Consider the following 26,550-nt stretch of genomic DNA (forward strand, 5'->3'; position numbering starts at 1 on the left):
ACCCCATCCTATCGCCAACGGCTCTTATTGTGACGAGATACGTCAAATGTCGCACTACGACATTTTTCTCTTGACGCCACTTGGCGGACGGTGACAGGATTGCTGTCACGTTCCAACGACGCGACGGAACTGCTTCTTCCACTCAGGAGTCCCCCTCATGACAGAAACCGGGACCGCAGAACTCGCTCCCACTCAGACCTCGACCGGGTCCAAGAGCCCGACCCGGTGGTGGGCCCTCGGCGTGCTCGCCTTGGCCCAGCTCATGGTGGTTCTCGACGCCACCATCGTCACGATCTCGCTGCCGTTCGCCCAGCGCGATCTGAACATCAGCGACGGCGACAAGCAGTGGATGCTCACCGCCTACACGCTGATCTTCGGCGGCCTGTTGCTGCTCGGTGGCCGCCTCGCGGACTACCTGGGTCGCCGCCGGATGTTCCTGGTGGGCCTGGTCGGCTTCGCCGGCGCCTCCGCGCTGGCGGGCCTCGCCCAGAACGCCGCCGAACTGTTCGCCGGGCGCGCGTTGCAGGGCGCGTTCGCGGCCGTGCTGGCGCCCGCGGCGCTGTCACTGGTGTCGGTCACCTTCACCGAGGCGCGCGAAAGGGCAAGGGCCTTCGGCGCTTTCGCGGGTGTGTCCGCGGGCGGAGCGGCGATCGGCCTGATCGCGGGCGGCGCGCTCACCGAGTACGCCGACTGGCGCTGGTGCCTGCTGGTGAACACCCCGGTCGCGCTGCTGGCCGTGGTCGGCGCGCTGGCCTTCGTGATCAAGGATGTGCCCGCCCCGCGCACCGGCGGCTACGACGTGCCCGGCGCGGTGACCGTCACCCTCGGTCTGATCTCGGTGGTCTACGGCTTCAGCCGCGCGGCCGAGGACGGCTGGCTGGCCTCGACCACCCTCGCCCTGCTGATCGCGGGTGTCGCGCTGCTCGCGGTGTTCGTCGCGATCGAGCGGCGCACGTCGAATCCGCTTCTGCCGCTGCATATTCCGGGCGAGATCAACCGGGGTGGCTCGTATCTGGTGGCGCTGCTGGTGCCGATCGCGATGTTCGCGATGTTCATCAACCTGAGCTACTACCTGCAGATCACCCTGGGCTACAGCTCGCTGAAGGCGGGCGTGGCGTTCCTGCCCTTCCCGATCGGCATCGTGATCTCGGCGGGTGTGGCGAGCGCGCTGCTGCCCCGCATCGGTCCGCGGCCGCTCATGATCGCCGGCTCGGTGCTCGGCATCGCCGGACTGCTCTACCTGGCCCAGCTGAGCTACGGCGACAGCTTCGCCAGCAGCGTGCTGCCCGCCATCGCGCTGATCGCCCTGGGCATGGGCGCGACGTTCGTGTCCATGCAGACCACCGCGCTGCATCAGGTCGAGGCCGAGGATTCGGGCGTGGCCAGCGCGCTGCTCAATGCCGCGCAACAGGTCGGCGGCGCGATCGGCACGGCCCTGCTGACCAGCATCTCGGTGCAGGTCGCCCAGCGGTACGCCGAGAACCACCCGACCATCGACAATGTCGTCGCCCGGGCCGCGATCCACAGCTACAACGTGGCCTTCTACATCGGCGCGGGCTTCTTCGCGGCCGCGATCGTGATCGTCGCGCTGATGATCCGCGACAAGCCGGAGAACCTGCTCGAGGGGGACGAACACGCCGTGGCCGTGGCCGTCTGACGAGGTTCCGATTCGCGCGCTGCCCTGCCTTCCCGCACGGAAGGCGGGGCAGCGCTCGTTTTCGGGTCGAGCTCACCGGCGGGCATCCCCTGGAAGTGAGCCCACGGCTACCAGTACGCTTGTCTTGTTAAGCACCAGGAGTCCCGTGGACAACGCGGGGCGTATACGTTGTCTGTTGAACAGCTGGGGTCCGCTCACAAGCGTGTTCACCTGGCCGTGCAATGGGAGCACCTTCCTAGGAGGACACGAAGATCCATGTCCAAGATCAAGGTTGAAGGGACCGTCGTCGAACTCGACGGTGACGAGATGACCCGGATCATCTGGCAGTTCATCAAGGACAAGCTGATCCACCCGTACCTCGATGTGAACCTCGAGTACTACGACCTGGGCATCGAATATCGGGACAAGACCGACGACCAGGTGACCGTCGACGCGGCCAACGCCATCAAGAAGCACGGCGTGGGCGTCAAATGCGCCACGATCACCCCCGACGAGGCCCGCGTCAAGGAATTCGGTCTCAAGAAGATGTGGCGCTCGCCGAACGGCACGATCCGCAACATCCTCGGCGGCACCATCTTCCGCGCGCCGATCATCATCTCCAACGTTCCGCGCCTGGTGCCGGGCTGGACCAAGCCGATCATCATCGGCCGTCACGCCTTCGGCGACCAGTACCGGGCCACGGACTTCAAGGTGCATCAGGCGGGCACCGTCACCCTCACCTTCACCCCCGAGGACGGCAGTGAGCCGATCGTCCACGAGGTCGTGAAGATCCCCGAGGACGGCGGCGTGGTGATGGGCATGTACAACTTCAAGAAGTCCATCGAGGATTTCGCGCGCGCGTCGCTGAACTACGGCCTGCAGCAGAACTACCCGGTCTACATGTCCACCAAGAACACGATCCTGAAGGCCTACGACGGCATGTTCAAGGACACGTTCCAGGAGATCTACGAGACCGAGTTCAAGAACGAGTTCGACGCGGCCGGGCTCACCTACGAGCACCGGCTCATCGACGACATGGTCGCCTCCGCGCTCAAGTGGGAGGGCGGCTACGTCTGGGCGTGCAAGAACTACGACGGCGACGTGCAGTCCGACACCGTGGCACAGGGCTTCGGCTCGCTGGGCCTGATGACCTCGGTGCTGCTCACCCCGGACGGCCGGACCTGCGAGGCCGAGGCCGCGCACGGCACGGTGACCCGGCACTTCCGCCAGCACCAGCAGGGCAAGCCCACCTCCACCAACCCGATCGCCTCGATCTTCGCGTGGACGCGTGGCCTGGCCCATCGCGGCAAGCTGGACAACACCCCCGAGGTCATCGGCTTCGCGCAGACCCTCGAGGACGTGGTCATCAAGACCGTCGAGGACGGCCAGATGACCAAGGATCTGGCGCTGCTGGTCGGCGGCGATCAGGGCTATCTGACCACCGAGGAGTTCCTCGGTGTGCTCGACGCCAACCTGGCGCGCGAACAGCGCTGAGTCGGTGATCCGGCCTCGCGCCTGGGCTGTGGCGCGAGGTAGGGCGAACATCCGGGCACCCGCCCCCGCCGATCGGTCGGTGGCCGCGGGTGCCCGTATCGTGTCGCGGGCCGTCCGGTTGCCGAGGTCTGCCGGTTGCGTCCGGATTGCCCTCGGCGTGATCTCCGTGACAGCTCGCGGCTTTCGGACCCGGGCACGGCGACTTCCTTCCGGTCGAAAACAGTTGTCCGCCAAGGGTGTTGATCATGACCGCCGGGAACCGGGCGCGACCACCGGAGGCCGGTGAGTGGAATCACGGTAGATCCGGCTTTAAAGCCCGGGAAGCGCTGTGTTGACCTGGGGCGTGACCTCATCGACCCGATCAGCCTCCGCGGCCGTCCACCAGCACGGCCCCTCCGGCACGCCCGGGCGCGGCACCTGGCACATCCCCGCCATGCTCGCGTTGGCGCTCGGTGGTTTCGGTATCGGCACCACCGAATTCGTCACCATGGGTTTGCTGCCCGATATCGCGCACGCCGTGCACGTGTCCGAGCCGAGTGCCGGACACGCCGTCTCGGCCTACGCCCTCGGGGTGGTGGTCGGCGCCCCGGTCATCGCGGCGCTGTGCGCCCGGGTGCCGCGCAAGCGCCTGTTGATCGCGTTGATGGCCGCCTTCGCGCTCGGCAACGCCGCCTCGGTCGTCGCGCCGACGTTCGACGCGCTGCTGGTCGCGCGCTTCGTCTCCGGCCTGCCGCACGGCGCCTACTTCGGCGTCGCCTCGCTAGCCGCCGCGACCCTGGCCCCGGTCGGTCAGCGCGCGAAAGCCGTTGCGGCCGTGATGCTCGGCCTCAGCGCCGCCAATGTGGTGGGCGTGCCCGCCGCCACCTGGCTGGGCCAGCACCTGGGCTGGCGCGACGCCTACGTGGTGGTCGCGCTGATCGGGGTGGCCACGGTGCTCGCCATCGCGCGGTACGTGCCGGAGTTGACCGGCGTGCGGGTCACCGATCCGCGCACCGAACTCGGCGCGCTGCGCCGCCCGCAGGTGGTGCTGACGTTGCTGGTCGGCGCGATCGGCTTCGGCGGCATGTTCGCGGTCTACACCTACATCACCACCACGCTCACCGATGTGGCGCACCTGCCGCTGGGATTCGTGCCGCTGGTGCTGGCGCTGTTCGGTCTCGGCATGGTCGCGGGCAATATCGTCGGCGGCGTGCTGGCCGACCGCGGCGTGGACCTCGCGATCTACGCCGCCATGATCTCCATGGTGGTCGTGCTCGCGGGTTTCGTTGCCGCGGCGCACAATCCGTACACCGCGGCGATCGGGGCCTTCCTGGTCGGCGCGACCGGAGCCGCCTTGGCCCCCGGTCTGCAGACCCGGTTGATGGACGTGGCCCACGACGCGCAGACCCTCGCCGCCGCGCTGAACCACGCCGCCCTCAATATGGCCAACGCGGCGGGCGCGTGGCTGGGCGGAGTCGTCATCGCGGCCGGATTCGGTTACACCGCACCGGCTCTCGTGGGCGCGGGCCTGGGCATCGCGGGCGTGCTGCTGTTCACCGTCACCGTGTCGCTGGCCCGTCGGCGGCACCCCTATCCGGAACTGGATCAGGAGGCCGAACGCCTGATGGTCGAGGCCGCCGAGGCGGTCGTGGTGCCACGACGGCGGTGACCGGTGCGGCCGCCGGAGTTCCGTTCAGATCTGAACGTAAGCGTACAATCCCGGAAATGACCAGGTCCGCCTCCCGGCCCCAGCGCCGCACGCAGGAGCAGCGCAGCAGTGAGATGCGGGTGCGGCTGCTGGACGCCACCATCGACTGTCTCGTCGAATACGGTTACGCCGGAACGACAACGCCGCGGGTGGCCGAGCGGGCCGGGGTGACGCGCGGGGCGCAGGTGCACCACTTCGGCTCGAAGAACGATCTCGTCGTCGCGGCCATCAGTCATCTCGCGCAGCGGCGGACCGAGGCGGCCATCCAGGAACTCGGCCGGGTCAACGCGGGTGACGATCCGCTCGGCGCCGCACTGGATTTCCTGTGGGAGTTGCATCAGGGGCCGCTGTTCATCGCCGCCATGGAACTGTGGGTGGCCGGTCGCGCGGATCCGGTGCTGGCCGCCGCGCTGGAGAAGGTCGAACCGTTCGTCAACAACGCCGTGCTGATGGCGGTCTCCCAATTGGTCCCGGATGACGTGCGGCGCAAGGAGGTTCGCGACTTCGCCTACACGGCCATGGACACGCTGCGCGGAATCCTGGTGTCCAACTTCGTGTCTCCCGATCCCGAACGGGCGCTGCGCCGCTGGCACCGCGCCTCGGCGCACCTCCGTCGCGCCGCGGCCGCGGCCCTGCCGGGACTCGGCGGCTCGCGTTAGGACCTACAGTCCGTGCGCCTCGGCCACCTGATCGAGGAACGTCCACAGGTCTGCCAACTGATAACTGTCCGGCGCCTCGTTCCCGCCCTGGAACGGGTACGGCTTGGCCGCGTACACCTGCCCGGCGGCCAAGGGGCCCAGCCGATCACAGATCTCCGAGACGTGATCGGGGCGTAGCACGAAGTCGGCGAAGCGCGGTTCGGTGAGCACCTGATCCGCGAACTCCCACACGCTGACGAACGGTCCGTAGCCCGTCGCCCCCGCCCGATACGGGTACAGGATGGCGTAATCGCCGGTGTCGAGGTTCGCCAGGAAGGCATGACCCAGGCTGGAATAGCCGACGACGGAGTCGAAATGGGCGAAGTGGCGAGCCCAGCTGGGGATGGCCTCGGCGGTCGGAACGGGCTCTATCAGCCGGAAGCAATCGGAGGTCACCGCCCCATCCAACCAGCCCCTCGCGGGGGTAATCCAATACACCGTACAACGCTGGATGTATGTGCGGGACCAGCTAATTGACGGCGATTCTGTCAGTGGGCCTGGATCGACTCTTGCAGTGTTACATACAGCTCTGTATGTTTGTTTCCGTCCGGTCCGCAGCGGACCGTCCGCGCCGTCGCCGTCATCCGGCCGCGGCCCGAGGTGAGGAGTTCGATGGCGAACAAGGTCTACGTCGTCGGCGTCGGCATGACGAAGTTCGAGAAGCCGGGGCGGCGCAAGAACGAGAACGGCAGCGACTGGGACTACCCGGACATGGCCCGCGAGTCCGGCACGAAAGCCCTTGCGGACGCGGGCATTTCGTACGATCGGGTGCAGCAGGCCTACGTCGGCTACGTCTACGGCGAGTCCACCTCCGGTCAGCGCGCGGTCTACGAGCTGGGCATGACCGGCATCCCGGTGGTCAACGTCAACAACAACTGTTCCACCGGTTCGACCGCGCTCTACCTTGCGGCGCAGGCGATTCGGGGCGGCCTGGCCGACTGCACGCTCGCCCTGGGCTTCGAGAAGATGCAGCCGGGCTCGCTGGGCGCGACCTACGACGATCGCGAGCAGCCCATGGCCAAGCACATGATGGCCCTGGCCGAGATCTCCGAGGTGCTCTTCCCGCCCGCGCCCTGGATGTTCGGCGCGGCCGGGCGCGAGCACATGAAGACCTACGGCACCACCGCCGAACACTTCGCCAAGATCGGCCTGAAGAACCACCGGCATTCCGTGCACAACCCGTACGCGCAGTTCCAGGACGAGTACACCCTCGCCGAGATCCTGGACTCCCGGATGATCTACGACCCGCTCACCAAGCTGCAATGCTCGCCGACCTCCGACGGATCCGGCGCGGTGATCCTGGCCTCGGAGTCCTTCGTCGACGAGCACGATCTGGCCGGGCAGGCGGTGGAGATCGTCGGGCAGGCCATGACCACCGACTACGCCTCCACCTTCGACGGGACCGCCAAGAATCTCGTCGGCTACGACATGAATGTGCAAGCGGCGCGGCGGGTTTACGAGCAGTCGGGCCTGGGCGCGGAGGACTTCCAGGTGATCGAGCTGCACGACTGCTTCTCCGCCAACGAACTGCTGCTCTACGAGGCGCTGGGCCTGTGCGCCGAGGGCGAGGCGGGCAAGCTCGTCGACGACGGGGCGACCACCTACGGCGGCCGGTGGGTGGTGAACCCGTCCGGCGGGCTCATCTCCAAGGGTCACCCGCTGGGCGCGACCGGTCTGGCGCAGTGCTCGGAGCTGACCTGGCAGCTGCGCGGACAGGCCGACAAGCGTCAGGTCGAGAACGTGACCGCGGCGTTGCAGCACAACATCGGACTGGGCGGCGCGGCGATCGTCACGGCGTACCAGCGCGCGGACCGCTGAGAGAGGAAATCGCATGGGCCACATCGAGTACACCAAGAAGATGTCCGCCGACCCGCAGGCGCTGTGGGCGGTCGTGGGCAACCCGAACACCTGGGGCGACTGGTTCTCCATCCACGAGCGCTGGATGGAGGAGCCGCCCGCCACCCTGGCCCCGGGCACCAAGCTGATCGCCAAGGTCGTCATGCTGGGCATGGCCAACAAGTTCGAATGGAACGTCGCGGCGGTGCAGGCGCCGACCACGCTCACCCTCACCGCCGCCGGAATGGCCGGAGTGAAGGTCGAATTCACCTTCGACATCAGCCCCGCGGGCGAGGGCAGCGAACTGTCCATCCGCGGCGATTTCGAGGGCGCGCTGATCAAGGGCGCGCTGGGCAAGGCGGTGGAGAAGGACGGGCTCAAGCAACTGGAGAAGTCGCTGGACGCCCTCGACGCGCTGGCCACGGCATGAGCGGAACCGCCACGCGCGCGGTCGATTTCGACGATTCCGGACTGGGCAACTGGAGCGACGAGGAGACCTTCGAGGTCACCGCGGAGCGCATCGCCGACTACGCCGCCGCCACCAACGATCCGATCGAGGCGCACCGGAGCGGGACGATCGCCTCGCCCGTGTTCGCGATCGTGCCGGTGTTCGACGCCATGATGGTGCCCGTCATCGACGTCGCGCCGATGGACATCTTCGGCCGGGTTCTGCACGGGGAGCAGGACTTCCACTTCCACCGTCCGATCCGGCCCGGCGATGTGCTCACCGCGCGCGCCCGGGCGATCGGTTTCACCGGCCGGGAGAACGGCAGCTCGATCACCATCCACGTCGAAACCCGCGATCAGGCCGGGGAATTGGTCAACGAGCAGTTCCTGACCGCGTTCTTCCGCAATATCGACGCGGGACGGACCGTGGGCGAGGCCGCGCCGGAACACAAGTTCCCGGACGCCCTGCGCGGTACCGATCCGGCGGCCGTGGTGCCCGCGCACATCGACGACGATCAGACCTACCGCTACTCCCCGGCCGCCGGGGATCCGGTCCCGCTGCATCTGGACGAGCAGGTCGCCCGCGACGCCGGACTGCCCGGCATCATCGCGCACGGGCTGTGCACCATGGCGTTCGCGTCGTGGGCGGTGCTGACCGCGGTCGGCGGCTCGGACACCCGTCGGCTGCGGCGCTTCGCGGTGCGCTTCGCCAAGATGGTCTTCCCCGGCGACGACCTGGAGACCCGCATCTGGCCGGTGCGCGCCGAAAACGGCGTCACCACATACGCATTCGAGACCGTGCGGGGTGCGGACGTCGTGCTGACCGACGGCCTCGCCGAACTCGCGGACTGACAGGAGACGAACATGGGCGCACTGGACGGCAAGGTCGCCGTCATCACCGGCGCGGGCCGCGGGATCGGGCGCGAGCACGCGCTGCTGTTCGCGCGGGAGGGCGCGGCGGTCGTGGTCAACGATCTGGGCGGCGACAACACCGGCGCGGGACACGACACCGGCCCGGCGCAGCAGGTGGTGGAGGAGATCGTCGCCGCGGGCGGGCGCGCGGTCGCCAACACCGCCAGCGTGGCGCAGTGGGACGGCGCGAAAAGCCTGGTGGACCAGGCGATCTCGGAATTCGGCCGACTCGATGTGGTGATCAACAACGCGGGCATCCTGCGCGACGGCTTCATCGCCGGGCTCGAGGAAGCGCAGTGGGACGCGGTCATCGCGGTGCATCTGAAGGGGCACTTCAATGTGCTGCGGCACGCGGCGGCGTACTGGAAGGCCGAGGCCAAATCCGGCAACCGGCCCAACGCGGCCGTGGTGAACACGGCCTCGGCCTCGGGCACCACGGTGCCCAACGCGGGACAGGCGAACTACGGCGCGGCCAAGGCGGCCATCGCGGCGCTGACGCTGGTGGCCGCCGACGAATTGGAACGCTACGGTGTGCGGGTCAACGCCATCGCCCCGATTGCCCGCACCCGGCTCACGCTGGCCACGCCCGGCATGGGCGCCATCTTCGCGGCCGAGATCCCCGAGGGCGAGTTCGATCCGTTCAGCCCGGCCAACATCTCACCGCTGGTGGCGTATCTGGCCTCCGACAAATGCCCGCTGACCGGCAAGGTGTTCGCGGTGCAGGGCGGCGCGATCTCCGAGCTGGGCGGCTGGCACGACGTGAAGACGATCGAGACCGAGGGGCCCTGGGCGATCGAGGACATCGCGGCTCGGCTGCCGTAGAAGGAGAACACCATGTTCGAGTGGTCCGAGACCGACGAGATGATCCGCACCGCGGTGCGCGCGTTCATCGACAAGGAGGTGCGGCCGAATCTCGACGCGCTGGAGAGCGGCGAGATGCTGCCGTATCCGGTGATCCGGAAGCTGTTCGCGCAGTTCGGGATCGACGCGATGGCCGCCGAGGCCGTGGGGAAGATGCTGGCGAAGCAGCGGGCGCGGGAGGCGGGGGAGGACGCGGCCGAGCGGACGGAGTCGGCCGGATCCCCGTTCAGCGGCCAGGATTCGATGATGGCCGTGCTGATCGGCGAATTGTCCGGCGTCTGTTTGGGTTTGGTGTCGGCCATGGGGGTCAGCATCGGTCTCGGGGCCACCACGATCATGGCGCGGGGGACGCTCGCGCAGAAGGAGCGCTGGCTCGCCGATCTGGTGACGATGAGGAAGGTCGCGTCGTGGGCGATCACCGAACCCGATTCCGGCAGTGACGCGTTCGGCGGGATGAAGACCTACGTCAAGCGGGACGGGGAGGATTACATCCTCAACGGGCAGAAGACGTTCATCACCAACGGCCCCTACGCCGACACCGTCATCGTGTACGCGAAACTCGACGAGGGGGAGGGCGACAAGCGCAACCGCAAGGTGCTGACCTTCGTGCTCGACAAGGGCATGGAGGGTTTCACCCAGGGCAGGCCGTTCCGGAAGATGGGTCTGCACGCCTCGCCGACCGGTGAGCTGTTCTTCGACAACGTCCGCCTCGGCCGCGACCGCCTGCTCGGCGAGACCGAGGAGCACAAGGGCGGCGACGGCCGCGACAGCGCCCGCTCCAGCTTCACCGCCGAACGGCTCGGCGTCGCGTTCATGGCCCTGGGCATCATCAACGAATGTCACCGGCTCTGTGTCGATTACGCGCGCAACCGCACCCTGTGGGGCCAGGAGATCGGCCGCTTCCAGCTGATCCAGCTCAAGCTCGCCAAGATGGAAGTCGCCCGGATCAACGTCCAGAACATGGTCTTCAACGCCATCGAACGCTCCCGCGCGGGCAAGCCCCCCACCCTCGCCGAAGCCTCCGCCATGAAGCTCTACTGCTCCGAGGCCGCCACCGACGTGGCCATGGAGGCCATCCAACTCTTCGGCGGCAACGGCTACATGACCGAATACCGAGTCGAACAACTCGCCCGAGACGCCAAGTCCCTCATGATCTACGCGGGTAGCAACGAGATCCAGGTGACCCACGTGGCCAAGGGACTGCTGGGCCTCTGAACCTCCCCCGGCACGCTTCACCCTTGTTCCCCCGGCGCTTCCACCCTTGTTCCCCCGGCACGTTTTTCGCCGGGGGACCGGCGGATCGGCTGCCGAGGGGGGTCTTCCGATCCGCCGGTCATTCATACCGCTCGCAGGTGCGTGCGGCTGGCATAGACGTGTTCGGCGATGAGGGTGGCGATGCGGTCGGGGGCCTCGAGCATGGGGACGTGGCCGACGCCGTGGATCAGGATGCGGTCCGCGGATTCGGGGAGGTCGCGCAGGAAGCGTTCGGCGAAGGGACGATTGGGGATGACCCGGTCGTATTCGCACATGAGCAGCCGCACCGGCGTGCTCAACGTGGGCAGGTATTCCAGGGCCTCCGAGCGCAGGCCGCTGAGCAGTACCGGCAGCATGGCCCGGCAGTTGATCGCGGACAGGATGGTGGCCTCGAGGGCGCGCCGCGGGACCGCGCTCGCGCTCTTGGTCAGCAGCAGCGACGCGAAGCGGCGCGCGGGCGCGCTGACCCGCAGGGCCGGGCTCATCCGCTTGCCGATCTCCACCACCGGCACCAGGCTCAGGAACTTCAGCCCGACCCGGATCTGCAACAGCGACGGGCTGTTCCAACCACCCGCGGGCGCGATGGCCGTGAGCGTGCGCGCCCGGCCCCGGCGCGCCAGCTCGAACCCCACCCACGCGCCCAGTGAATTGCCCGCGATATGGGAAGTGCGCCAACCCATTTCGTCGAGTTGATCCTCGATCTGATCGGCGAGGGCGTTGATGTCGAGGTACCAGCCGTTCAACTCCGGCCCGCCCCAGTGCCCCCGGAAGGCCGGAGCGAACACCTCGCAAGTCCCGGACAATCGGAACGCGACCTGTTCCCAGCAGTGCGGCGACAACATGAAGCCGTGCAACAGGAGTAGCGGATCGCCGGAGCCCGTGTGCAGGGCTTTCGTCGGCATGGGCGGGGCGGTGCGGGACGTCATCGTCCTCACCCCTTCCTGGACCTCGATGTCCACCGGGAGTGTGTCTGAGCAGCATTGTACGGTCGTGGCGTGTCCAAAATCATCAGTACGATCAACGTGAACGGGATTCGTGCCGCGACGGGCAAGACGGGTAGGGGGATGCTCGAGTGGCTCGCCACCACCGAGGCGGACATCATCTGCCTGCAGGAGACCAGAGCAACCGACGAGCAGACGCGCGCCGCGCTGGCGACCGCGCTGCGCGACGGCTGGTATCTGGCGCACGCCGAACCGGGCTCGAAAGGCCGCGCGGGCGTGGGCATCCTGTCGCGCCGCGAACCACGTTCCGTGCGTATCGGTTTCGGTAGCCCCGAGTTCGACGCCGCGGCCCGTTATATCGAGGCCGAATTCGACGACGTCACCGTCGCCAGCGTCTACGTCCACACCGGCGAGGCGGATACGCCGATGCAGGACGAGAAGTACCGCTTCCTCGGCGAGCTCGGCGCGCACCTGCGGTCCCGCACCGGCGATTTCGTCATCTGCGGCGACTGGAACGTCGCCCACACCGAACTCGACATCAAGAACTGGAAGGGCAACCTGAAGAACTCGGGTTTCCTGCCGGGCGAGCGCGCCTGGCTCGACGAGCTGTTCGCCGCCGGCTACGTCGACGTCGTGCGCACCCTGCACCCGGGCGTACCCGGCCCGTACAGCTGGTGGTCCTACCGCGGCCGCGCCTACGACAACGACGCGGGCTGGCGCATCGACTACCACCTGGCGCGCGGTGAGATCGCGGGCCGCGCCAAGCAGGCCGTGGTGGAGCGGGCCGCCGAGTACGCGTTGCGCTGGTCGGATCACGCGCCCGTGACGGTGCAGTACCGATGAACCTGTCCGGCAAGCGTTTCCGAAGTCTGCTCGCGCTGGGCGGGGTGGTGGTCGTGGTGCTGCTCGGGCTGTTGACCGCGCACGAGACCACGACGCATTCCACCTCGTCGCCCTCCACGAGCGCCAAGGCCGTGGCGACGCCGGGTAAGGCGGCCGCCGCCCCGACGAGCCGGGCGCCGGGCGTCCCCGATCGCGCGTACCAAACCCTGGTCGAGATCGACGCGGGCCGTTGGCCGGATTCGGCCGACGCGCCCGGGACCAAGGGCGGGGATCAGTGGCTCAATCGCGATGGGACGCTGCCGAAGTCGGATGCGGCGGGCAAGTCGATCGGCTATCGCGAATGGGACGTCAATCCCAAGGCCCGCGGCCAGACCCGCGACGCCGAGCGCATCGTGACCGGCAGCGACGGTTCGGCGTATTACACCGGTGATCATTACCGGACGTTCACCAGAATGCGCTGAGCTGTCGGAACCCATGCGAACAGGAGGCCAGATGAGTTCCCCGATGACGCTGACGCAGTTCCTCACCGGCGCGGCGACCGAATCCGCCACGCCCGCACCGGTTCTCGGGGCGGTTCCCGCCGCCGACCGGGACTTCAGCGGCGTGCGGTACCAGGCGCCGGACGGTTACGTGGTCCGGGAGCTGCGCGGCCAGAAGATGGGCAGCCTCGCCGAGCTCTACGACGAGTTCGCCGCCGCCTTCCAATTCCCCTACTACTTCGGCCAGAACAAGGACGCGTTCGACGAATGCCTGCGCGACCTCGACGACTTCGTCGGTCGCGCAACGGGTTACGTCGTGGTGGTCCGCAACGCCGCCCAACTCCTCGTGCACGAACCCGCCCAGCGGGATTGGTTCACCGAGGCCATGCGCGACGCCGCCGCCTATTGGTCCGCTCGCGACACCCTCTATCGCGTGGTGCTCCAAGCCGAGCCGGGCACCTTGGGTGCGGCCGCGCTCACCTTGTGAGGCACGCCGGCTAACTCGATCGGCGGGCCAGATCCTCGCCGAGCAGGACGAACACGTCGGTGGTGTGGGCGATGAGTTCGTCGCGGGTGAGGGGGAGATCGCCGTGCAGCCAGCCCGCGAGGACCTGGACGAGACCGCCGACGAGGTAGGTGGCGCGGAAGGCGATCGCCGGGTCGGGGCGGTCCGACCCGATGGCGAGGAAGTCCACGCCCTGGGCCGCAACAAGATTCGCGAAGGCTCGGATGGTCGCCAGGGTGCGCGAGCGCAGTTCGGGGGTGGCGGCGCTGAGGATGAGGGCGACGCGGGCCTTGCGCGGGTCGTCGGTGAGAACCTCGATGCCCGCGCGGACCGCGGCCCCGGACATGCCCCGGGTGTCGGTGGGCGCGGTGCGCAGGGCGTCGACAATGGCCGCGGCCAGTTCCTCGGCCATGCCGTCGAGCAGGGCGATCAGCACGGCGTCGCGGCTGTCGAACTGCTCGTAGTAGTACCGCTCGTTCAGTCCGGCCCGCGCGCACAGCCCGGCGACCGTCAGCTTGTCCAGGCCCTGGCCGCCGATGATCTCCAGCGCGGCCTCGAGCAGCGCGGCCCGGCGCTGGGCACGGCGCTCCTCGGCCGAGACACCACCGTAGGTTCGCGCGGTCATCCGTCCGATTGTATGGGCCGGGCACGACGTCCTCTCAATCTGGTGGAAGCTCTTGCCAGATTGGTGAATCTGGTAGACGCTATTGCCAGATGTTCGGCACAGGAGGCGACATGTCCGGTTACTTCTCCGACGACTCGATGATCCGGCGGGTCATGCGCAAGCGGGCGGTCGGCCTCACCTACGGCCAACGCGCGCTGGTGATCGGGGCCGTGCATCCGCTGCTCTACGTGGGCACGGCCGAGCACACCGAACACCGCACCACCCCCTACACCCGGCTCGCGCTGACCGGTCGCCTGTTCGAGGCGGTGTCGCTGGGCAGCACGGAGGAGGCCGACCGGGCGCTGGCCTTCACCGACAAGAAGCACGCGCGGGTGCGGGGCGGCCTGCCCGAGGACGCGGGGCCGTATCCGGCGGGTACGCGCTATTCCGCACACGACCCGCACCTGATGTTTTTGACCATGGCGTTCACCTTCGACTCGGCGGAGGTCATGCACGACGTGCTGGTCCGCAGGCTCACCGCCGCCGAGCGCGAGGGCCTCTACCAGGACTACGTCTGCTGGGGTGAGCTGTTCGGCATGCCGCGCGACGCGGCCCCCGGCAGCTACCCGGAGTTCCGGCGCTTCTTCGACGACTACCTGGCCTCCGATCAGCCGTATCTCACCGACGAGGCCCGGCTGGTCGGCTCCTACCTGGCCGGGAAGCGCGTCGCGTATCCGCTGCCGGTGCCGCTGAATCGGGTGGTGACCGGCGTGCATCTGCTCGTCCAGGGCAGTCTGCCGCCCCGGATCCGGGAGCTGTACGGGATTCGCTGGGGTGCGCGCGAACAGCTGTCCTACCGTTCGCTGGCCCAGGCCGTGCGGACCGCGCATCTCGCCCCGCCGCTGGCTCCCCGCGCACTGCGCGACACGCTCTACGGGCCCAGCGCGCCCCTGTACCGGCTGCTCGGCGATCGGGAGAAGCGCCTGGTCGCGTCGGGTCGGCCGAGTATGCCGGGGGTCGATCCACGCAACCACGCCCAGCGCCATGCCGGGTGAGGCGGACATGCGAAGATCGGAGCATGTCGAGTCCTGCTACATCCGGTGAGCGCAAGCAGCGGGTCCTGTCCGGGATCCAGCCGACGAGTGATTCCTTCCACCTCGGCAATTACCTTGGCGCGCTGCAATATTGGGTGAAGTTGCAGGACGACTACGACGCCCTCTACTTCATTCCGGACATGCACGCCATCACGGTGCCGCAGGACCCCAAGCAGTTGCGTCGCCGCACCGAGCGGGCCGCCGCGCAGCTGCTGGCGCTCGGCATCGACCCCAAGCGCTCGACGCTGTTCGTGCAGAGCCAGGTGCCCGAGCACGCCGAGCTGACCTGGGTGCTCCAGTGCATCACCGGCTTCGGCGAGGCCAGCCGGATGACGCAGTTCAAGGACAAGTCGGCCAAACAGGGTTCGGACAACGCGACCGTCGGCCTGTTCACCTATCCGGTGCTGATGGCCGCCGACATCCTGCTCTACCGCCCGCAGCTGGTGCCGGTGGGCGAGGATCAGCGCCAACATCTCGAGCTGACCCGAAATCTGGCGCAGCGCTTCAACACTCGGTTCAAGAAGACCTTCGTGGTCCCCGAGGCGCACATCGTCTCCGGCACCGCCAAGATCTACGACCTGCAGGATCCGACCTCGAAGATGAGCAAGTCGGCCGCCACCGACGCGGGCCTGCTGAATCTGCTCGACGATCCGAAGGTCTCGGCGAAGAAGATCCGGTCCGCGGTCACCGACACCGAACGCGAGATCCGCTACGACCCGGAGACCAAGCCCGGGGTGAGCAATCTGCTGGTGATCCTGTCCGCGCTCACCGACACCCCGATCGTCACCCTGGAAAACGATTACGCCGGAAAGGGATACGGCGACCTGAAGAACGACGTCGCCGACGCCCTCGTCGATTTCGTCACACCCTTGCAGGCGAAGGTTCAGCAATACCTCGACGACCAGGGCGAACTCGATCGCATTCTGGCCGACGGCGCCGACCGCGCCCGCGAAATCGCCGGTAGGACCCTCGCGCAGGTGTACGACCGCGTCGGTTTCCTCACCCGCTGAGCGTTTTCCGGCCCGCCCGCCCGGGTATCGGGAAGGTGACCGACGCGCTGGGCAAATCTGTCGCTGTCGGCCGCGCAAAGGTGCGACAGTACATGCACGATCGCTGCCGAGTGGGTTCCGGGAGGACGGGTGTTCGACAAAGTCAGGGGGCGGATCGAACGCGAGGTGCAAGCGCGCCCGTGGTTGGACCATCTGGTCCGCGCGGGCGGCCGGTATCAGCGGCAGCGCGGCGACTACTACGCGGCGGGCGTCACGTATTTCACTGTGCTGTCACTGTTTCCGCTGCTCATGGTGGGTTTCGCGGTGGCCGGGTTCGTGTTGTCGCACGATCCGGATCTGTTGCACGAGGTGCAGGACAAGATCGTTCAGAACATTCCTGGCTCGCTCGGCGGGCAGCTGAACGATCTGATCGATCAGGCCATCGACTCCCGCACCAGCGTCGGGGTGATCGGTCTGGTCGGCGCTTTCTACGGCGGGTTGGGCTGGATGGCCAATCTCCGCGCCGCGCTCACCGAACAGTGGGAACAGCAAGCGCAGGACGGCAATTGGGCCACCTCGAAGCTCTCCGATCTGCTCGCACTGGTCGGGCTCGGGTTGGCGATGGTGGTGTCGCTGGGTCTGTCCGCCCTCGCCGGTAGCGATCTGGGGCGAAGTCTCCTGAAGGCGATCCACCTGGACCACGCGCCGGGGGTCGGGGTGCTGCTGCGCGTCGTCTCGCTGCTGTTGGCGGTGTGCGCGTCGTGGGCGGTGTTCGTGTGGGTGATCGCCCGGCTGCCGCGACAGCCGGTCACCATCGTGAGCGCGATCAAGGCCGCGCTGATCGCCGCCATCGCCTTCGAGATCTGGAAGCAGATCGCGAGCTTCTATCTGCACAAGGTGCTCTCGAGCCCGGCGGGGGTGGCGTTCGGTCCGATCATCGGCCTGATGGTGTTCGCCTACATCACCGCGCGGATCATCCTGTTCGCCACGGCGTGGGCGGCGACCGCGCGGGAGAACGAGGCGGAGTTGGATGTCGCCCCGCCTCCGCCCGCGGTGATCGAGCCGCGCATGAACGCCGGATGGTCGGCCGGGGTGGGGGCGGTGTTGTTCGGGGCCGGGGCGGTCGCGGCCGGGGTGGTCGCCGGGGTGTGGGGTGTGCTCAGTCGGCGTGGACGGGTTGGGTCAGGCGGATGAGTTCCCGCTGGAGTCGTTCCGCGGACCAGGGTTCGACGTGCAGGTCGTTGTGCTGCTGGTAGTAGACGTAGCGTCCGTCGCCCTCGACGTCGAACCAGCTGAGGTACTGCGGGGGATGGGGTCGCGCGGTGTGCAGGCCCTGCTGGATCTCGAGGTGGCCCGATCCGGTGCGGGGGGCGGTCAGCAGTCTGCGCATCCGGCTGGTCACGGTTTCCCTTGTGCCCGTCCATGATTCGAGATCGGTGCGGATGCGATCCAGGCTCTCCACGAGCGCCGTCTGCCGCCCCGCCTCGACCTTTCCCAGGACCGCGACGAACACCTTCGGCACGATGGCCGGGGAGCCGACCTCGACGACGATATTGCCGCCGACTTCCGTTGTGGGACCCGGTCTTTGGACGAGCGTCACGCCCACGGTGGTATCGATCGCCCCGAACGCGCGCACGGGTCGCTTCCGGGTGCCCGTAACGGTCAGCGTGACAGCGGGATTCGCCGCCACCCGCAGCACCGCCGACAGATCGGCGTCACCCCCGAGCGGCAACCGCTCCCGCAACTCCCGCGCGAGCCGCTCGGCCTCGCTCTGCCATGCCGTCGACGAGTACAGACTCAACGGGAACGGATACCGATCCTTCCCCGTCTCCTGCCACAGATGCATGAACTCATCGGGAGTGAACTCCCACCTCACCGCCCCGAACCCTCACCCTCGTCCGGTCTGGTCTGCGCGGCGGGGATATCCGCTCCGATGGCTTGGGGAACCGTTCGCTGCCTGGGCCCGAACAGTTCCTCCTCGCGATCCCTGATCAGGTAGTCGGGGGTCTTGTGCTCGGCCTCGTCCTCATCCTTACGGCCGTGCGCGCCAGGCATACCCATGCCCGGCATACCGGATGTGCCCGCGGTGCCCGCTCGTCCGGCGGCCGCTGCGGCCGGGTTTCCGGCACCGGGCATCCCCGGCACGCTCCTGCCGGGGGCGTTGGCGGTGCTTCCGCCACCCGTTCCGCCTCGACCGCCGCCGGATGTCCCCGGGCGCAGGCCGGAACCGCCGCCTCCTCGACCACTCACGCTCGAGCCGGGGGAGTCGACTCCGGCGGGTCGGGTATCGGCTCCCGGCGAGGTGCCGCCCGCGTTGCCCGAAGTTCCTTGCGTCCCAGTCGAATTCGATCCATCGGTCGAAGCTGGCGAGACGCTGGCCGGATCGGTGCGCTGACCGCCGTCGGTGGAGTTGGGATCCTGTGCGCCGTTTCCGGACTGCTCACCGGTGCCGCCGCCGGTTTCGCCGGGGCCGCCGCTGGTTCCCCCTGTCCCGCCGTTCGTCCCGCCGGTGCCGCCACCGGTACCGGGCCAGGAGTTACCGCCACCGGTTCCGGGGTTGACCTCGCCGGGGGAGTCGACGGGGACGAAGGTGGGGACGTTCCGCCCAGCAGGGCCGTATGTCGGTTCGTAGTTTCGCTGCATGGCCGCGATGGCCGCCCAGCGCGAACTATCGTCGTCGCGAACAGAGCCGACTGCATGCTGTGGGTCCTCGGCGCCGAGTGAAGGCCACACGGAATCAACCTTTTTCGCTACGCCTGTTTGGAAGCCGCCGGGCGGCGGCACGCTGTTCTTCACCGCCTCCGCGCCGTAGGCGGCGGCCTCTATCCGATGGCCGACTGTTTGAATTACTTCCTGTACGTCTGTGCCCTGCTTGATGAACTTGCGAGCGGCTTCGCTTGCCGCCACTGAGAATTCGCCCTGAAAACCTTCCGGCAGAGCCTTCTGTATCGAGATGTTCAAACCGAACAATGCTCCGCTGACCGCTGCGGATATGTCGAGCCAAGTCTTTGCACGGGCATGCATAACACCCGGCTTCATAGTTTCCTGGACGGTTCTGTAGAGTTCCTCGTGCGACATGCTCTTCCAGTCTTCGAAGCCCTGAATGTATGCCGGATCGGTACCCGAGTTGGTGAGTCTGCTCTGCAAAGCCTCTGCACCATGCTGGCTTTGAGTCGCGCGGTCGTGATTTTGGATCGCCTCTACGCTCTGCCCTGTGAGTGCGCGAGCTATCGCTTCCGGCGTGTTCGCGGACGGGCTATCTTCGTTGGCCATGCCTTAGTTGTCCTTCCCGATCGAAGGCTCGAGGGCCTTGGCGATATCGAGGACGCCGTCACAGGGTTTCACTCCAGCCGCTTGCGCTGTAGGTTTCGTGTCGACGGCGACGGCGGCGAAGCCCGAACGTGTCTGCAGATGAATCTGGCAACGTCCTACCTCGATCGGATCACGCACCCAGATGGCCTGTCGACCGTTGACGGAAACCGGCTCGCTGATGGCCCGATTTTTCGCGAGATCCTCTTGCCACGACACGTTGCCCGAAATCACCGACAGGCTACGGTCTTTCGAGGTGAATACGCACTCCAGAAACGTCTCTTCTGCGACCTGGTCGTCGCCGCGCTTACGGCTCGAGGGATCGAAGCCCGTCGAGAGGATCGCGTCGTCCGGAATCCAAGTACACGGGTCGAAGGTGACATCGGGTCGCCCGTTGTTGGTGTATTGATTGTGAAGCGGCGGGGGCTGAATGCCCGCTTGGGTCAGTGTTGTACGAGGAGCGTGAGTCGCTTGCGAATTGGACTCGGACGCCGAAGATCCTGTCTCACCCGCCGAGTCGTGTGAGGAACAAGCGGGAAGCGCGAGAACGGCAGTCACTGCGGTAACGGCGAAGAGAGCGCGCATCAATCCCCTGGTCATCTACGCGGACCCTACCTGAGAGGCAACGATTGCTCGCCTGTTGATATCGTCAGCGGCCTCGACCATGCCACCTGCCCGCAGATACGCTGCCGCCATCCGCAAGGCGGCCTCCTGTAAGCCTTGCAGTGCCAGGACCATCTCGGCGCCTTTCTTGTCGAACCCTGCTTCGAGCTGCTTGGCTGATGTGAAGTCACCGAATCCGCCTGTCAGGCGGAGATTGCGGTGCCGGGTGATCTGCGCGTCCAGCGAATCTGCGAACCGTAGGAAGATATTCGCGCAATTCTGTGCCGCGTCCTGCTTCATGGCGAACGATCCACTGACTGCCTGCTGATACAGCGCGTTCGCGGTCGACTGCCCTACATCCACCGACGTCCCTCCCTTCCAGCGGCCCAGGATCCACCTACCTTACTGGACGCACCATGGAAGCGAGTGGTTCCCCTCGGCAAGGATTCACCCTCCAAGATGGAAGTCTTGCTGGGGTTATGCGGTATTCGTATGTGTCCGGCGTGAATCGCCGACCCTGCTCCGTTCGGGCTACTAGCATGGCGCTGGATGGCAGGCGTATCACCAACGAGCGCAGGGGCATTCATGACCGAAGGCAATTCCACGTTGGCGCGGCGGCGGTTGGGGCGGAAGTTGCGGGGTGGGCGGTTGGGGGCGGGGTTGACGTTGCAGCAGTCGGGTGGGGTGATTCGGGTGGGGGCCAGTTCGGTGCATCGGCTGGAGCGGGGGTTGGTTTCGGGGGTGGATGACGGGCAGGTGGCCGCGCTGTGTCGGATCTACGAGTTCGACGCGGAGCAGACGCGGGATGTGCTGGCGTTGGTCGAGGAGGGGGAGGGGGTCGAATGGTGGGGGGAGTACGAGGATGTGATGTCCGCGGAGTTCCGGACCTATGTGGGGCTGGAGGGGGCGGCTCGCGAGATCCGTTCGTACGAGGCCGATTTGATGCCGGGGCTGTTGCATACGCCGGCGTACGCGCGGGTGTTGTTGGAGACGCTCTACCCGGACGAGGACGCGGCGACCATCGATCGGCGGGTGCGGCTTCGGATGCGGCGGCAGGAACTGCTGGAGATTCCGGACGGGCCGGGTTTCCAAGCGGTCGTGCGGGAGTCGGCGATCCGGATGACCGTGGGCGGGCCGGAGGTGATGGCCGAACAGTGTGAACGGTTGGTGGAGGCCAGTTTTCGGCCCAATATCGATATTCGGGTGCTGCCGTTCAGTCGGGGACTCCCGATGCGGGAGGGCGGCGGCCCGTTCGTGCTGCTCGACTTCGGATCCGACGGATCGGGCGAACTGGTCGAGACCCCGTTGGTCTACATCGAATCGTTCCGCGGCGAACAGTATCTGACCGAACCCGACGTCGTCCGCAAGCATCGCGACGTGTACCACTCCCTGCTGCGCAATACGCTGGGACCGGAGTCGAGCCGGGAGATGCTGCGCCGGGCGGGCGCGGAATTCGAGTCCCGAATGGACGAAAGCCCCCGGGAAGCTTGAACTTTCGCTTCCCTGGGGGCTTTCCGTCCGAAACGGTCAGCGGTTGGCGTGGCTGTGCTGCCCGCCCTTGACCTTGGCGTCCGTCGGCTGGGCGGCGGCGCCCTTCTTACCGGCGGCCGAGGGGTCGGCGCTGTTCTTGTCACCGAAGCTACCGGTGCTGGCCTGGCCGCCCTTGCGGGCCTGCTCCGCCGTGTCCGAGCGGTTGCCGAACTGGCCGGGATTGTTCTGGTCCGCCATGGTTAGCTCCCTTCTTCGGTTACTCGAGTGAAAGCCGTACGATCGGCTCGTTCAGCGGGTGCCCGAGCAACCCGGAGTCAAACAACGCGATTCGCGAAAAGTGGCGGCGATTACGATCGCGTCCGACCCCGGAGCGACCACGCGGCGATCCCCAGCCCGATGACCAGCACCAAGCCCGCGATGATCGCGATCGTGCCCCAACTGCCGTGCCGTTCCGCGGGCGTGGCGGTGGTGTCCGAATTCGGGCGCGGCGGCGGGGACGCAAGTGTCACACCGGGATTCGCCGTCGTGCCGGTGTCGCCCGGCAGCGTGCCGACGCTCGCGTCGCGCGGCAGCGCGAAGCCGTAGTCGAGCAGCCGGGCCGCCTGTTCGGGCGGCCGGATCGGCAGCACGTCGGCCTTCAGCAACGTCACGACCAACCGGTGTCCGCCGCGCGCGGCGGCGGTCACGAAGGTTTGCCGGGCGTCGTCCGTGTAGCCGGTCTTGCCGCCCAGATCGCCGTCGTAGTCGAACAGCAGCCGGTTGTCGTTGGCGATCGGAAAACCCGGATGGTCCTTGTCGTCCGGGATCTTCGGGTCGGCGGGGTAGCCCGGGAAGTCGACCTGCTCGGTGTGCACGATCTCGGCGAACGCCGGAATCGTCATGGCCTCGCGGAACAGCAGCGCCAAATCGTATGCGGACGTGCTCATTCCGGGCCCGTCCAGACCCGACGGTGTGGCGGCGCGAGTGTCCAAGGCGCGCAGGCGTTTCGCCAGCTCGTTCATCTTGGCCACCGTGGCCCGGTCCCCGCCGAGCTGCGCGGCGACGGCGTGCGCGGCGTCGTTGCCCGAGCACATGAGCAGCGCCTGCATCAACTGCTTGTTGGTGTAGCGGCCGCCGGGGCCGATGCCCACCCGGGTGCCGTCGGCGTTCGCGTCCTCCTGCGTGCCGACCACCACCTTGTTCAGGTCGAGGGCGCGCAGCGCGACGGTGGCCAGCAGCACCTTGATGGTCGAGGCGGGCCGGTAGCGCCCGTGCGGATCCTTGGCGGCCAGCACCCGGCCGGTGTCCAGATCCGCGATCGTCCACGCGGTCGCGGAGATCTCGGCGGGGACCGGCGGCGCCTTGTCCGGCAGGACCAGGCCGCAGCCGCCGAGCCGGTCGCCGCCCACGGGCGACGCGGGCACCGGCAACGGATCGGGGCCGGTCTCGCCGGGTTCGGGGACCTCCGAGGCGTCGATCGCCGGGGGCGGAGCCGTCTTGTTCGGGCAGGAGTCGGTGTTCGGGGTGGTGAACGGCGTCGTCGTACCGGTCGGCTGGGCGTCGGCGAGCGTCGGGGACAGCGTCAGCGCCGCGGCACCGAGGAGTCCGGCCACCAGCGTGGCCGCCAACGATCTCGAGCGGCGAGCGCGCCGGGTCATGCGGGTCCTCATCACTGTCGAGCTTAGGGCAATCGCGGGGTTTGCCGAGTTCAGGGCGGTGAGATGAGCTGGTATTGACATCTACTACAAAATGAGAGCTACTATCAAAATAAAGAAGCTTTCGAAATATTACTTTCGGCCCAGGAGGGAACGGCATGACCGGGAACGAGGCGAGCCGGGCTCGCTGGCTGGCGCTGGGCGCGCTGGCCTTGGCGATGCTCACGATCGGCCTGGACACCACCGTGCTGGTCGTGGCGCTGCCCACGATGGCGGTGGATCTGCACGCGAATACCGCTGCGCTGCAATGGTTCACGACCGCGTACACGCTGGCGCTCGCGGGCTTCATGCTGCCTGCGGGGGCGCTGGGAGACCGCTACGGGCGCAAGAGGTTCCTGCTGGGAGCGCTGGCCCTGTTCGGCATCGCGTCGCTGTGGTGCGCGTTCGCGTCGTCGTCGGGGGAACTGATCGCCGCGCGGGCGGTGCTCGGGATCGCGGCGGCGACCATGATGCCGCTGTCGATGTCGGTGCTGCCGGGACTGTTCCCGGATCGGGCGGAACGGCAACGGGCGCTGACGATCTGGGTGACCTCGACGGCCCTCGGGCTGCCGCTGGGGCCGATCGTGGGCGGCTGGCTGTTGCAGCACTTCTGGTGGGGTTCGGTGTTCCTGATCAACGTGCCGTTGGTGGTGGTGGGACTGCTCGCGGTGGCCGGGCTGGTGCCGGAGTCGCGCAGCGGCAACGTCTTTCGGATCGATCTGGCCGGGGTCGTGCTCTCGGCGGGCGGGATGCTGGGCTTCACCTACGGTTTCATCCGGCTGGGCGAGCGGGACTGGGGTGATGTGATCGCGTGGTCCGCCGTGGCGGCGGGTGTGGCGCTGTTGGCGGCGTTCGTCGCGTGGCAGCGGCGCGTCGCGCATCCGCTGATCGACCTCGGGTTGTTCACCGCGGCCGGATTCCGGTGGGGCACCGCGTATTCCGTGGTCGTGAACTTCGCCATGTTCGGCCTGTTCTTCACCGTGCCGCAGTACTTCCAGGCCGTGCTCGGCGTCGATTCGCTGGGCAGCGGGCTGCGGTTGCTGCCGCTGATCGCGGGTCTGGTGCTCGGCACCCGGCTGGTGGACAGGCTGTCGCCGAAACTGGGTCTGCGAGTCGTGCTGACCACCGGATTCCTCGTTCTCGCGGGCAGTTTGGTGATGGGTGCGCTCACAAAGGTGGACAGCGGCTACGGCTACACCGCGATCTGGACCACCTTGCTCGGCGTGGGCATGGGCTTCGTCATGCCCTCCGCGATGGGTATGGCCATGGGCGAGCTGAGCGCCGAGCGGTCGGGATCGGGTTCGGCCCTGATCCAGGCGCTGCGGCAGGCGGGCGGCACCATCGGGGTCGCGATCCTGGGCACGGTGCTGGCCGTGCGATACCGCGCCGAACTGGGCGCGGACAATCGGGAACCGGTCTCCGACGGCGTGAATTCCGGTGTGGCCGTGGCCCATCGGATGGGTGATCCGGACCTGCTGGCCCACGTGCAGTCCGCCTTCGTCGCCGGAATGGGCGCGATGCTCTGGGTGTGCGCGGCCATCTGCGCGGTGGCCGCCGTCCTGGCGGCCCTGGTGACCCGCCGCTCCGGACCGGGAGCTCCGGTGGGCGCCGATGCGGGACAATCGGTGCATGTCGGCTGAGACGAAGGCGCCCGCGGGGTTACGCGAGCGGAAGAAGGAGCGCACCCGCCGCACCATTCGGACCGAGGCGATGCGGTTGTTCAAGAAGCAGGGGTACGGGGAGACCACCATCGAGCAGATCGCCGAGGCGGCCGACATCTCCCCGAGCACCTTCTTCCGCTACTTCCCGTCCAAGGAGCAGGTCGTGCTCGCCGACGATCTGGACCCGATCATGATCCGCGCGGTCGAGGAACAGCCCGCGGAGCTGTCCGCGCTGACCGCGGTCCGCAACGCCATCCGCGAGACGTTCGCGAGCATGGACGACGAGCAGCGCGCCTTCGAACAGGAACGGATGCTGCTGGTCTGGAACGAGCCCGAACTGCGCGGGGTGATCGCCCAGGAGACCGAACGCAATGTCGACCTGATGACCGAACTCATCGCCCGGCGCACCGGCCGCGCGCCCGACGACTGGCAGGCGCGCGCCTTCGCCGGGGCGCTCATCGGCGCGACCATGACCGCGTTCGGTCCGGGCGGGCTGGATATGGACCGGATCGAGCTGATCGGCGAGTTCCTCGCCGCGGGCATGCCCGGATTCGCCGAATAGCGCCTCAGGCGGTATGCCCGGCGACGACGTCGTCGGTCATCGTCGCGAAGAAGCCGCCGACCACGTCCTCGATCTCGCCGATCGACCGCGCGCAGTACAACACCGGCTGGTAGTGGGTGATGTCGTAGGCGGCCGTGCCCATCTCGTGAATGTCCAACGGCCGCAATGTCGCCGAGCGGAACTCCTCGATCTCGCCGAACGAGGACAGCAGTCCCGCGCCGTAACAGCGCACCTCACCGTGTTCGCGGACCACGCCGAACTCCATCGAGAACCAGAACACATCGGCCAGGAACTTCAGCGCCGCAACGGTTTCCAGCCGGGTCGCCGCCGCGCCCACCTCGGCGTAGATCGCCGCGAACCGCGGGCTCGCCAGCTGGTTGGCGTGGCCGATGACCTCGTGGATGGCGTCCGGCTCCGGGGTGTAGAGCGGCGCGGAGTGGTGGCGGATGTACTGGGTGGCGTGGAAGGTCCGCTCGGCGAACGCGCCGAAGAACTCCCGCAGCGGGACCAGCCCCGCGGCCGGAACATAGCGAAAACCGCTGAGCGGCACCAGTTTCGCGGTCACCTCGTGCAGTTGCGGAATGTGGTCGCCCGGGAGCGCCAGCCGCTCCTCGCCCGCCAGGATCTCCGCCGCGGCGTAGCGGCGGTGCTTGCGGGCCAGCTCGGCCGAGACGATCCGCCAGACCTCCTGTTCCTCGTCGGTGTAGTCGATCGTCGGTAGCGGCTCACCGGGCCGGTACGACAGCGCCAGGGCGGCGATCGCATTGCGGCGGGCCCGATACTCCGGATCGTGCCCGCCGGGGTGGTCGTCGCTCAGGTGCACGGTCACGTCGCCGTCGGTGCTCGCGGTCACCGGCGAGTACAGCTGAGCCTCGTTGAACATGTCTCGATGCAAGCACCGGCAGGCAGATCCGACAACAAACCCCGGATTTGCTGGTCGAATTGCCTAGCTGCGTTCGAACCGTGAGGTT

28 protein-coding genes are annotated in these 26,550 nt (G+C 67.7%); 18 read left to right on the plus strand and 10 right to left on the minus strand.

Features of this window, described 5'->3' with window-relative positions; translation table 11 throughout:
* The first annotated feature begins 157 nt into the window (after positions 1–157).
* The 4 genes from ACWDSJ_RS22350 (at position 158) to ACWDSJ_RS22365 (ending at position 5,476) form a co-directional block, all read left to right on the plus strand.
* The gene (locus tag ACWDSJ_RS22350; protein ID WP_450034004.1) at positions 158–1,657 is read left to right on the plus strand and encodes an MFS transporter; all 1,500 of its coding nucleotides are present in this window, start codon (positions 158–160) and stop codon (positions 1,655–1,657) included.
* A 255-nt stretch (positions 1,658–1,912) separates the two neighbouring features.
* A complete protein-coding gene (locus tag ACWDSJ_RS22355; RefSeq protein WP_387362584.1) occupies positions 1,913–3,130 on the plus strand; it encodes an NADP-dependent isocitrate dehydrogenase in 1,218 nt (405 codons plus the stop codon).
* 433 nt (positions 3,131–3,563) lie between these two features.
* Entirely contained in the window at positions 3,564–4,778 is a 1,215-nt protein-coding gene (locus ACWDSJ_RS22360; RefSeq protein ID WP_450034192.1) for an MFS transporter, read from the plus strand.
* Between the two features lie 56 nt (positions 4,779–4,834).
* A complete protein-coding gene (locus ACWDSJ_RS22365) occupies positions 4,835–5,476 on the plus strand; it encodes a TetR/AcrR family transcriptional regulator (RefSeq protein WP_450034005.1) in 642 nt (213 codons plus the stop codon).
* A 3-nt stretch (positions 5,477–5,479) separates the two neighbouring features.
* Here ACWDSJ_RS22365 and ACWDSJ_RS22370 read toward each other — a convergent pair whose 3' ends face one another.
* Entirely contained in the window at positions 5,480–5,911 is a 432-nt protein-coding gene (locus ACWDSJ_RS22370; protein WP_387362580.1) for a hypothetical protein, read from the minus strand.
* 216 nt (positions 5,912–6,127) lie between these two features.
* Between ACWDSJ_RS22370 and ACWDSJ_RS22375 the strand changes: the two genes are divergently transcribed.
* Genes ACWDSJ_RS22375 through ACWDSJ_RS22395 form a run of 5 tightly spaced genes read left to right on the plus strand, consistent with a single transcriptional unit; the run spans position 6,128 to position 10,786 of the window.
* Complete coding sequence (locus tag ACWDSJ_RS22375) at positions 6,128–7,333, plus strand: lipid-transfer protein (protein ID WP_387362578.1); 1,206 nt, start codon at positions 6,128–6,130, stop codon at positions 7,331–7,333.
* A gap of 13 nt (positions 7,334–7,346) precedes the next feature.
* Positions 7,347–7,781 (plus strand): type II toxin-antitoxin system Rv0910 family toxin, encoded by a 435-nt coding sequence (locus tag ACWDSJ_RS22380; RefSeq protein WP_387362576.1) that lies wholly within the window; start codon positions 7,347–7,349, stop codon positions 7,779–7,781.
* Positions 7,778–8,650: a MaoC/PaaZ C-terminal domain-containing protein gene (locus ACWDSJ_RS22385; protein ID WP_387362574.1), complete on the plus strand. Its 873-nt coding sequence runs from the start codon at positions 7,778–7,780 to the stop codon at positions 8,648–8,650. Before ACWDSJ_RS22380 ends, ACWDSJ_RS22385 begins: the two co-directional genes overlap by 4 nt.
* 12 nt (positions 8,651–8,662) lie before the next feature.
* A complete protein-coding gene (locus ACWDSJ_RS22390) occupies positions 8,663–9,532 on the plus strand; it encodes an SDR family oxidoreductase (RefSeq protein ID WP_387362572.1) in 870 nt (289 codons plus the stop codon).
* Positions 9,533–9,544: 12 nt separating this feature from the next.
* A complete protein-coding gene (locus ACWDSJ_RS22395; protein ID WP_450034009.1) occupies positions 9,545–10,786 on the plus strand; it encodes an acyl-CoA dehydrogenase family protein in 1,242 nt (413 codons plus the stop codon).
* Between the two features lie 122 nt (positions 10,787–10,908).
* Here ACWDSJ_RS22395 and ACWDSJ_RS22400 read toward each other — a convergent pair whose 3' ends face one another.
* Positions 10,909–11,751 (minus strand): alpha/beta fold hydrolase, encoded by an 843-nt coding sequence (locus tag ACWDSJ_RS22400; protein ID WP_450034010.1) that lies wholly within the window; start codon positions 11,749–11,751, stop codon positions 10,909–10,911.
* Positions 11,752–11,820: 69 nt separating this feature from the next.
* On the opposite strand from ACWDSJ_RS22400, the gene ACWDSJ_RS22405 reads away from it, so the two are divergent.
* The 3 genes from ACWDSJ_RS22405 to ACWDSJ_RS22415 are packed head-to-tail and all read left to right on the plus strand — an operon-like array spanning position 11,821 to position 13,575.
* On the plus strand, positions 11,821–12,609 hold the full coding sequence (locus ACWDSJ_RS22405) for an exodeoxyribonuclease III (protein ID WP_450034011.1): 789 nt from the start codon (positions 11,821–11,823) through the stop codon (positions 12,607–12,609).
* Complete coding sequence (locus ACWDSJ_RS22410) at positions 12,606–13,070, plus strand: ribonuclease domain-containing protein (RefSeq protein ID WP_450034013.1); 465 nt, start codon at positions 12,606–12,608, stop codon at positions 13,068–13,070. Before ACWDSJ_RS22405 ends, ACWDSJ_RS22410 begins: the two co-directional genes overlap by 4 nt.
* A 31-nt stretch (positions 13,071–13,101) precedes the next feature.
* Positions 13,102–13,575 carry a barstar family protein gene (locus tag ACWDSJ_RS22415; RefSeq protein WP_387362563.1) on the plus strand — a complete coding sequence of 158 codons (474 nt, stop codon included), beginning with the start codon at positions 13,102–13,104 and terminating at the stop codon, positions 13,573–13,575.
* A 10-nt stretch (positions 13,576–13,585) separates the two neighbouring features.
* Here the strand turns inward: ACWDSJ_RS22415 and ACWDSJ_RS22420 are convergent, their stop codons facing one another.
* Positions 13,586–14,218: a TetR/AcrR family transcriptional regulator gene (locus tag ACWDSJ_RS22420; protein WP_450034015.1), complete on the minus strand. Its 633-nt coding sequence runs from the start codon at positions 14,216–14,218 to the stop codon at positions 13,586–13,588.
* 110 nt (positions 14,219–14,328) lie between these two features.
* Here ACWDSJ_RS22420 and ACWDSJ_RS22425 point away from each other — a divergent pair, with 110 nt between their 5' ends.
* The 3 genes from ACWDSJ_RS22425 (at position 14,329) to yhjD (ending at position 17,474) form a co-directional block, all read left to right on the plus strand.
* The gene (locus ACWDSJ_RS22425) at positions 14,329–15,252 is read left to right on the plus strand and encodes an oxygenase MpaB family protein (protein ID WP_450034016.1); all 924 of its coding nucleotides are present in this window, start codon (positions 14,329–14,331) and stop codon (positions 15,250–15,252) included.
* Between the two features lie 23 nt (positions 15,253–15,275).
* Positions 15,276–16,301: a tryptophan--tRNA ligase gene (gene trpS / locus ACWDSJ_RS22430; protein ID WP_450034018.1), complete on the plus strand. Its 1,026-nt coding sequence runs from the start codon at positions 15,276–15,278 to the stop codon at positions 16,299–16,301.
* A 129-nt stretch (positions 16,302–16,430) separates the two neighbouring features.
* The gene (gene yhjD / locus ACWDSJ_RS22435) at positions 16,431–17,474 is read left to right on the plus strand and encodes an inner membrane protein YhjD (RefSeq protein WP_387362555.1); all 1,044 of its coding nucleotides are present in this window, start codon (positions 16,431–16,433) and stop codon (positions 17,472–17,474) included.
* Here the strand turns inward: yhjD and ACWDSJ_RS22440 are convergent.
* The 4 genes from ACWDSJ_RS22440 to ACWDSJ_RS22455 are packed head-to-tail and all read right to left on the minus strand — an operon-like array spanning position 17,440 to position 20,555.
* On the minus strand, positions 17,440–18,156 hold the full coding sequence (locus ACWDSJ_RS22440) for an ESX secretion-associated protein EspG (RefSeq protein WP_450034019.1): 717 nt from the start codon (positions 18,154–18,156) through the stop codon (positions 17,440–17,442). The two genes, yhjD and ACWDSJ_RS22440, sit on opposite strands and share 35 nt — an antisense overlap.
* The gene (locus ACWDSJ_RS22445) at positions 18,153–19,553 is read right to left on the minus strand and encodes a hypothetical protein (RefSeq protein ID WP_450034021.1); all 1,401 of its coding nucleotides are present in this window, start codon (positions 19,551–19,553) and stop codon (positions 18,153–18,155) included. Before ACWDSJ_RS22445 ends, ACWDSJ_RS22440 begins: the two co-directional genes overlap by 4 nt.
* Before the next feature lie 3 nt (positions 19,554–19,556).
* Positions 19,557–20,189, minus strand: a complete 633-nt coding sequence (locus ACWDSJ_RS22450; protein WP_450034023.1) for a DUF3558 domain-containing protein — start codon at positions 20,187–20,189, stop codon at positions 19,557–19,559.
* On the minus strand, positions 20,190–20,555 hold the full coding sequence (locus ACWDSJ_RS22455) for a hypothetical protein (RefSeq protein WP_450034025.1): 366 nt from the start codon (positions 20,553–20,555) through the stop codon (positions 20,190–20,192).
* A 222-nt stretch (positions 20,556–20,777) separates the two neighbouring features.
* Here ACWDSJ_RS22455 and ACWDSJ_RS22460 point away from each other — a divergent pair, with 222 nt between their 5' ends.
* Positions 20,778–21,683: a helix-turn-helix domain-containing protein gene (locus ACWDSJ_RS22460; protein WP_450034026.1), complete on the plus strand. Its 906-nt coding sequence runs from the start codon at positions 20,778–20,780 to the stop codon at positions 21,681–21,683.
* Between the two features lie 36 nt (positions 21,684–21,719).
* Here ACWDSJ_RS22460 and ACWDSJ_RS22465 read toward each other — a convergent pair whose 3' ends face one another.
* Both ACWDSJ_RS22465 and ACWDSJ_RS22470 read right to left on the minus strand, forming a co-directional pair.
* The gene (locus ACWDSJ_RS22465; RefSeq protein WP_387362544.1) at positions 21,720–21,920 is read right to left on the minus strand and encodes a hypothetical protein; all 201 of its coding nucleotides are present in this window, start codon (positions 21,918–21,920) and stop codon (positions 21,720–21,722) included.
* A 110-nt stretch (positions 21,921–22,030) separates the two neighbouring features.
* Positions 22,031–23,320 carry a D-alanyl-D-alanine carboxypeptidase family protein gene (locus tag ACWDSJ_RS22470; RefSeq protein WP_450034028.1) on the minus strand — a complete coding sequence of 430 codons (1,290 nt, stop codon included), beginning with the start codon at positions 23,318–23,320 and terminating at the stop codon, positions 22,031–22,033.
* Between the two features lie 155 nt (positions 23,321–23,475).
* Between ACWDSJ_RS22470 and ACWDSJ_RS22475 the strand changes: the two genes are divergently transcribed.
* Positions 23,476–24,996 (plus strand): MFS transporter, encoded by a 1,521-nt coding sequence (locus ACWDSJ_RS22475; RefSeq protein ID WP_450034030.1) that lies wholly within the window; start codon positions 23,476–23,478, stop codon positions 24,994–24,996.
* Positions 24,986–25,579: an acyl-CoA-like ligand-binding transcription factor gene (locus ACWDSJ_RS22480; RefSeq protein ID WP_387362538.1), complete on the plus strand. Its 594-nt coding sequence runs from the start codon at positions 24,986–24,988 to the stop codon at positions 25,577–25,579. The genes ACWDSJ_RS22475 and ACWDSJ_RS22480 overlap by 11 nt, the downstream gene beginning before the upstream one ends.
* 4 nt (positions 25,580–25,583) lie before the next feature.
* Here the strand turns inward: ACWDSJ_RS22480 and ACWDSJ_RS22485 are convergent, their stop codons facing one another.
* Positions 25,584–26,462, minus strand: a complete 879-nt coding sequence (locus ACWDSJ_RS22485) for a phenylalanine 4-monooxygenase (RefSeq protein ID WP_450034032.1) — start codon at positions 26,460–26,462, stop codon at positions 25,584–25,586.
* Positions 26,463–26,550 lie beyond the last annotated feature (88 nt).

The sequence above is a fragment of the Nocardia sp. NPDC003482 genome, assembly GCF_053588115.1.

Bases quoted from the DNA above. Each gene is read 5' to 3' on its own strand.
- trpS (WP_450034018.1), top strand. From the start codon at position 15,276: ATGTCGAGTCCTGCTACATCCGGTGAGCGCAAGCAGCGGGTCCTGTCC.
- ACWDSJ_RS22365 (WP_450034005.1), top strand. From the start codon at position 4,835: ATGACCAGGTCCGCCTCCCGGCCCCAGCGCCGCACGCAGGAGCAGCGC.
- ACWDSJ_RS22485 (WP_450034032.1), bottom strand. From the start codon at position 26,462: ATGTTCAACGAGGCTCAGCTGTACTCGCCGGTGACCGCGAGCACCGAC.
- ACWDSJ_RS22425 (WP_450034016.1), top strand. From the start codon at position 14,329: ATGTCCGGTTACTTCTCCGACGACTCGATGATCCGGCGGGTCATGCGC.
- ACWDSJ_RS22450 (WP_450034023.1), bottom strand. From the start codon at position 20,189: ATGACCAGGGGATTGATGCGCGCTCTCTTCGCCGTTACCGCAGTGACT.
- ACWDSJ_RS22415 (WP_387362563.1), top strand. From the start codon at position 13,102: ATGAGTTCCCCGATGACGCTGACGCAGTTCCTCACCGGCGCGGCGACC.
- ACWDSJ_RS22350 (WP_450034004.1), top strand. From the start codon at position 158: ATGACAGAAACCGGGACCGCAGAACTCGCTCCCACTCAGACCTCGACC.
- ACWDSJ_RS22355 (WP_387362584.1), top strand. From the start codon at position 1,913: ATGTCCAAGATCAAGGTTGAAGGGACCGTCGTCGAACTCGACGGTGAC.
- ACWDSJ_RS22360 (WP_450034192.1), top strand. From the start codon at position 3,564: ATGCTCGCGTTGGCGCTCGGTGGTTTCGGTATCGGCACCACCGAATTC.
- ACWDSJ_RS22460 (WP_450034026.1), top strand. From the start codon at position 20,778: ATGACCGAAGGCAATTCCACGTTGGCGCGGCGGCGGTTGGGGCGGAAG.
- ACWDSJ_RS22445 (WP_450034021.1), bottom strand. From the start codon at position 19,553: ATGGCCAACGAAGATAGCCCGTCCGCGAACACGCCGGAAGCGATAGCT.
- ACWDSJ_RS22390 (WP_387362572.1), top strand. From the start codon at position 8,663: ATGGGCGCACTGGACGGCAAGGTCGCCGTCATCACCGGCGCGGGCCGC.
- ACWDSJ_RS22465 (WP_387362544.1), bottom strand. From the start codon at position 21,920: ATGGCGGACCAGAACAATCCCGGCCAGTTCGGCAACCGCTCGGACACG.
- ACWDSJ_RS22385 (WP_387362574.1), top strand. From the start codon at position 7,778: ATGAGCGGAACCGCCACGCGCGCGGTCGATTTCGACGATTCCGGACTG.
- ACWDSJ_RS22380 (WP_387362576.1), top strand. From the start codon at position 7,347: ATGGGCCACATCGAGTACACCAAGAAGATGTCCGCCGACCCGCAGGCG.
- ACWDSJ_RS22375 (WP_387362578.1), top strand. From the start codon at position 6,128: ATGGCGAACAAGGTCTACGTCGTCGGCGTCGGCATGACGAAGTTCGAG.
- ACWDSJ_RS22420 (WP_450034015.1), bottom strand. From the start codon at position 14,218: ATGACCGCGCGAACCTACGGTGGTGTCTCGGCCGAGGAGCGCCGTGCC.
- ACWDSJ_RS22470 (WP_450034028.1), bottom strand. From the start codon at position 23,320: ATGACCCGGCGCGCTCGCCGCTCGAGATCGTTGGCGGCCACGCTGGTG.
- ACWDSJ_RS22395 (WP_450034009.1), top strand. From the start codon at position 9,545: ATGTTCGAGTGGTCCGAGACCGACGAGATGATCCGCACCGCGGTGCGC.
- ACWDSJ_RS22400 (WP_450034010.1), bottom strand. From the start codon at position 11,751: ATGACGTCCCGCACCGCCCCGCCCATGCCGACGAAAGCCCTGCACACG.
- ACWDSJ_RS22480 (WP_387362538.1), top strand. From the start codon at position 24,986: ATGTCGGCTGAGACGAAGGCGCCCGCGGGGTTACGCGAGCGGAAGAAG.
- ACWDSJ_RS22410 (WP_450034013.1), top strand. From the start codon at position 12,606: ATGAACCTGTCCGGCAAGCGTTTCCGAAGTCTGCTCGCGCTGGGCGGG.
- ACWDSJ_RS22475 (WP_450034030.1), top strand. From the start codon at position 23,476: ATGACCGGGAACGAGGCGAGCCGGGCTCGCTGGCTGGCGCTGGGCGCG.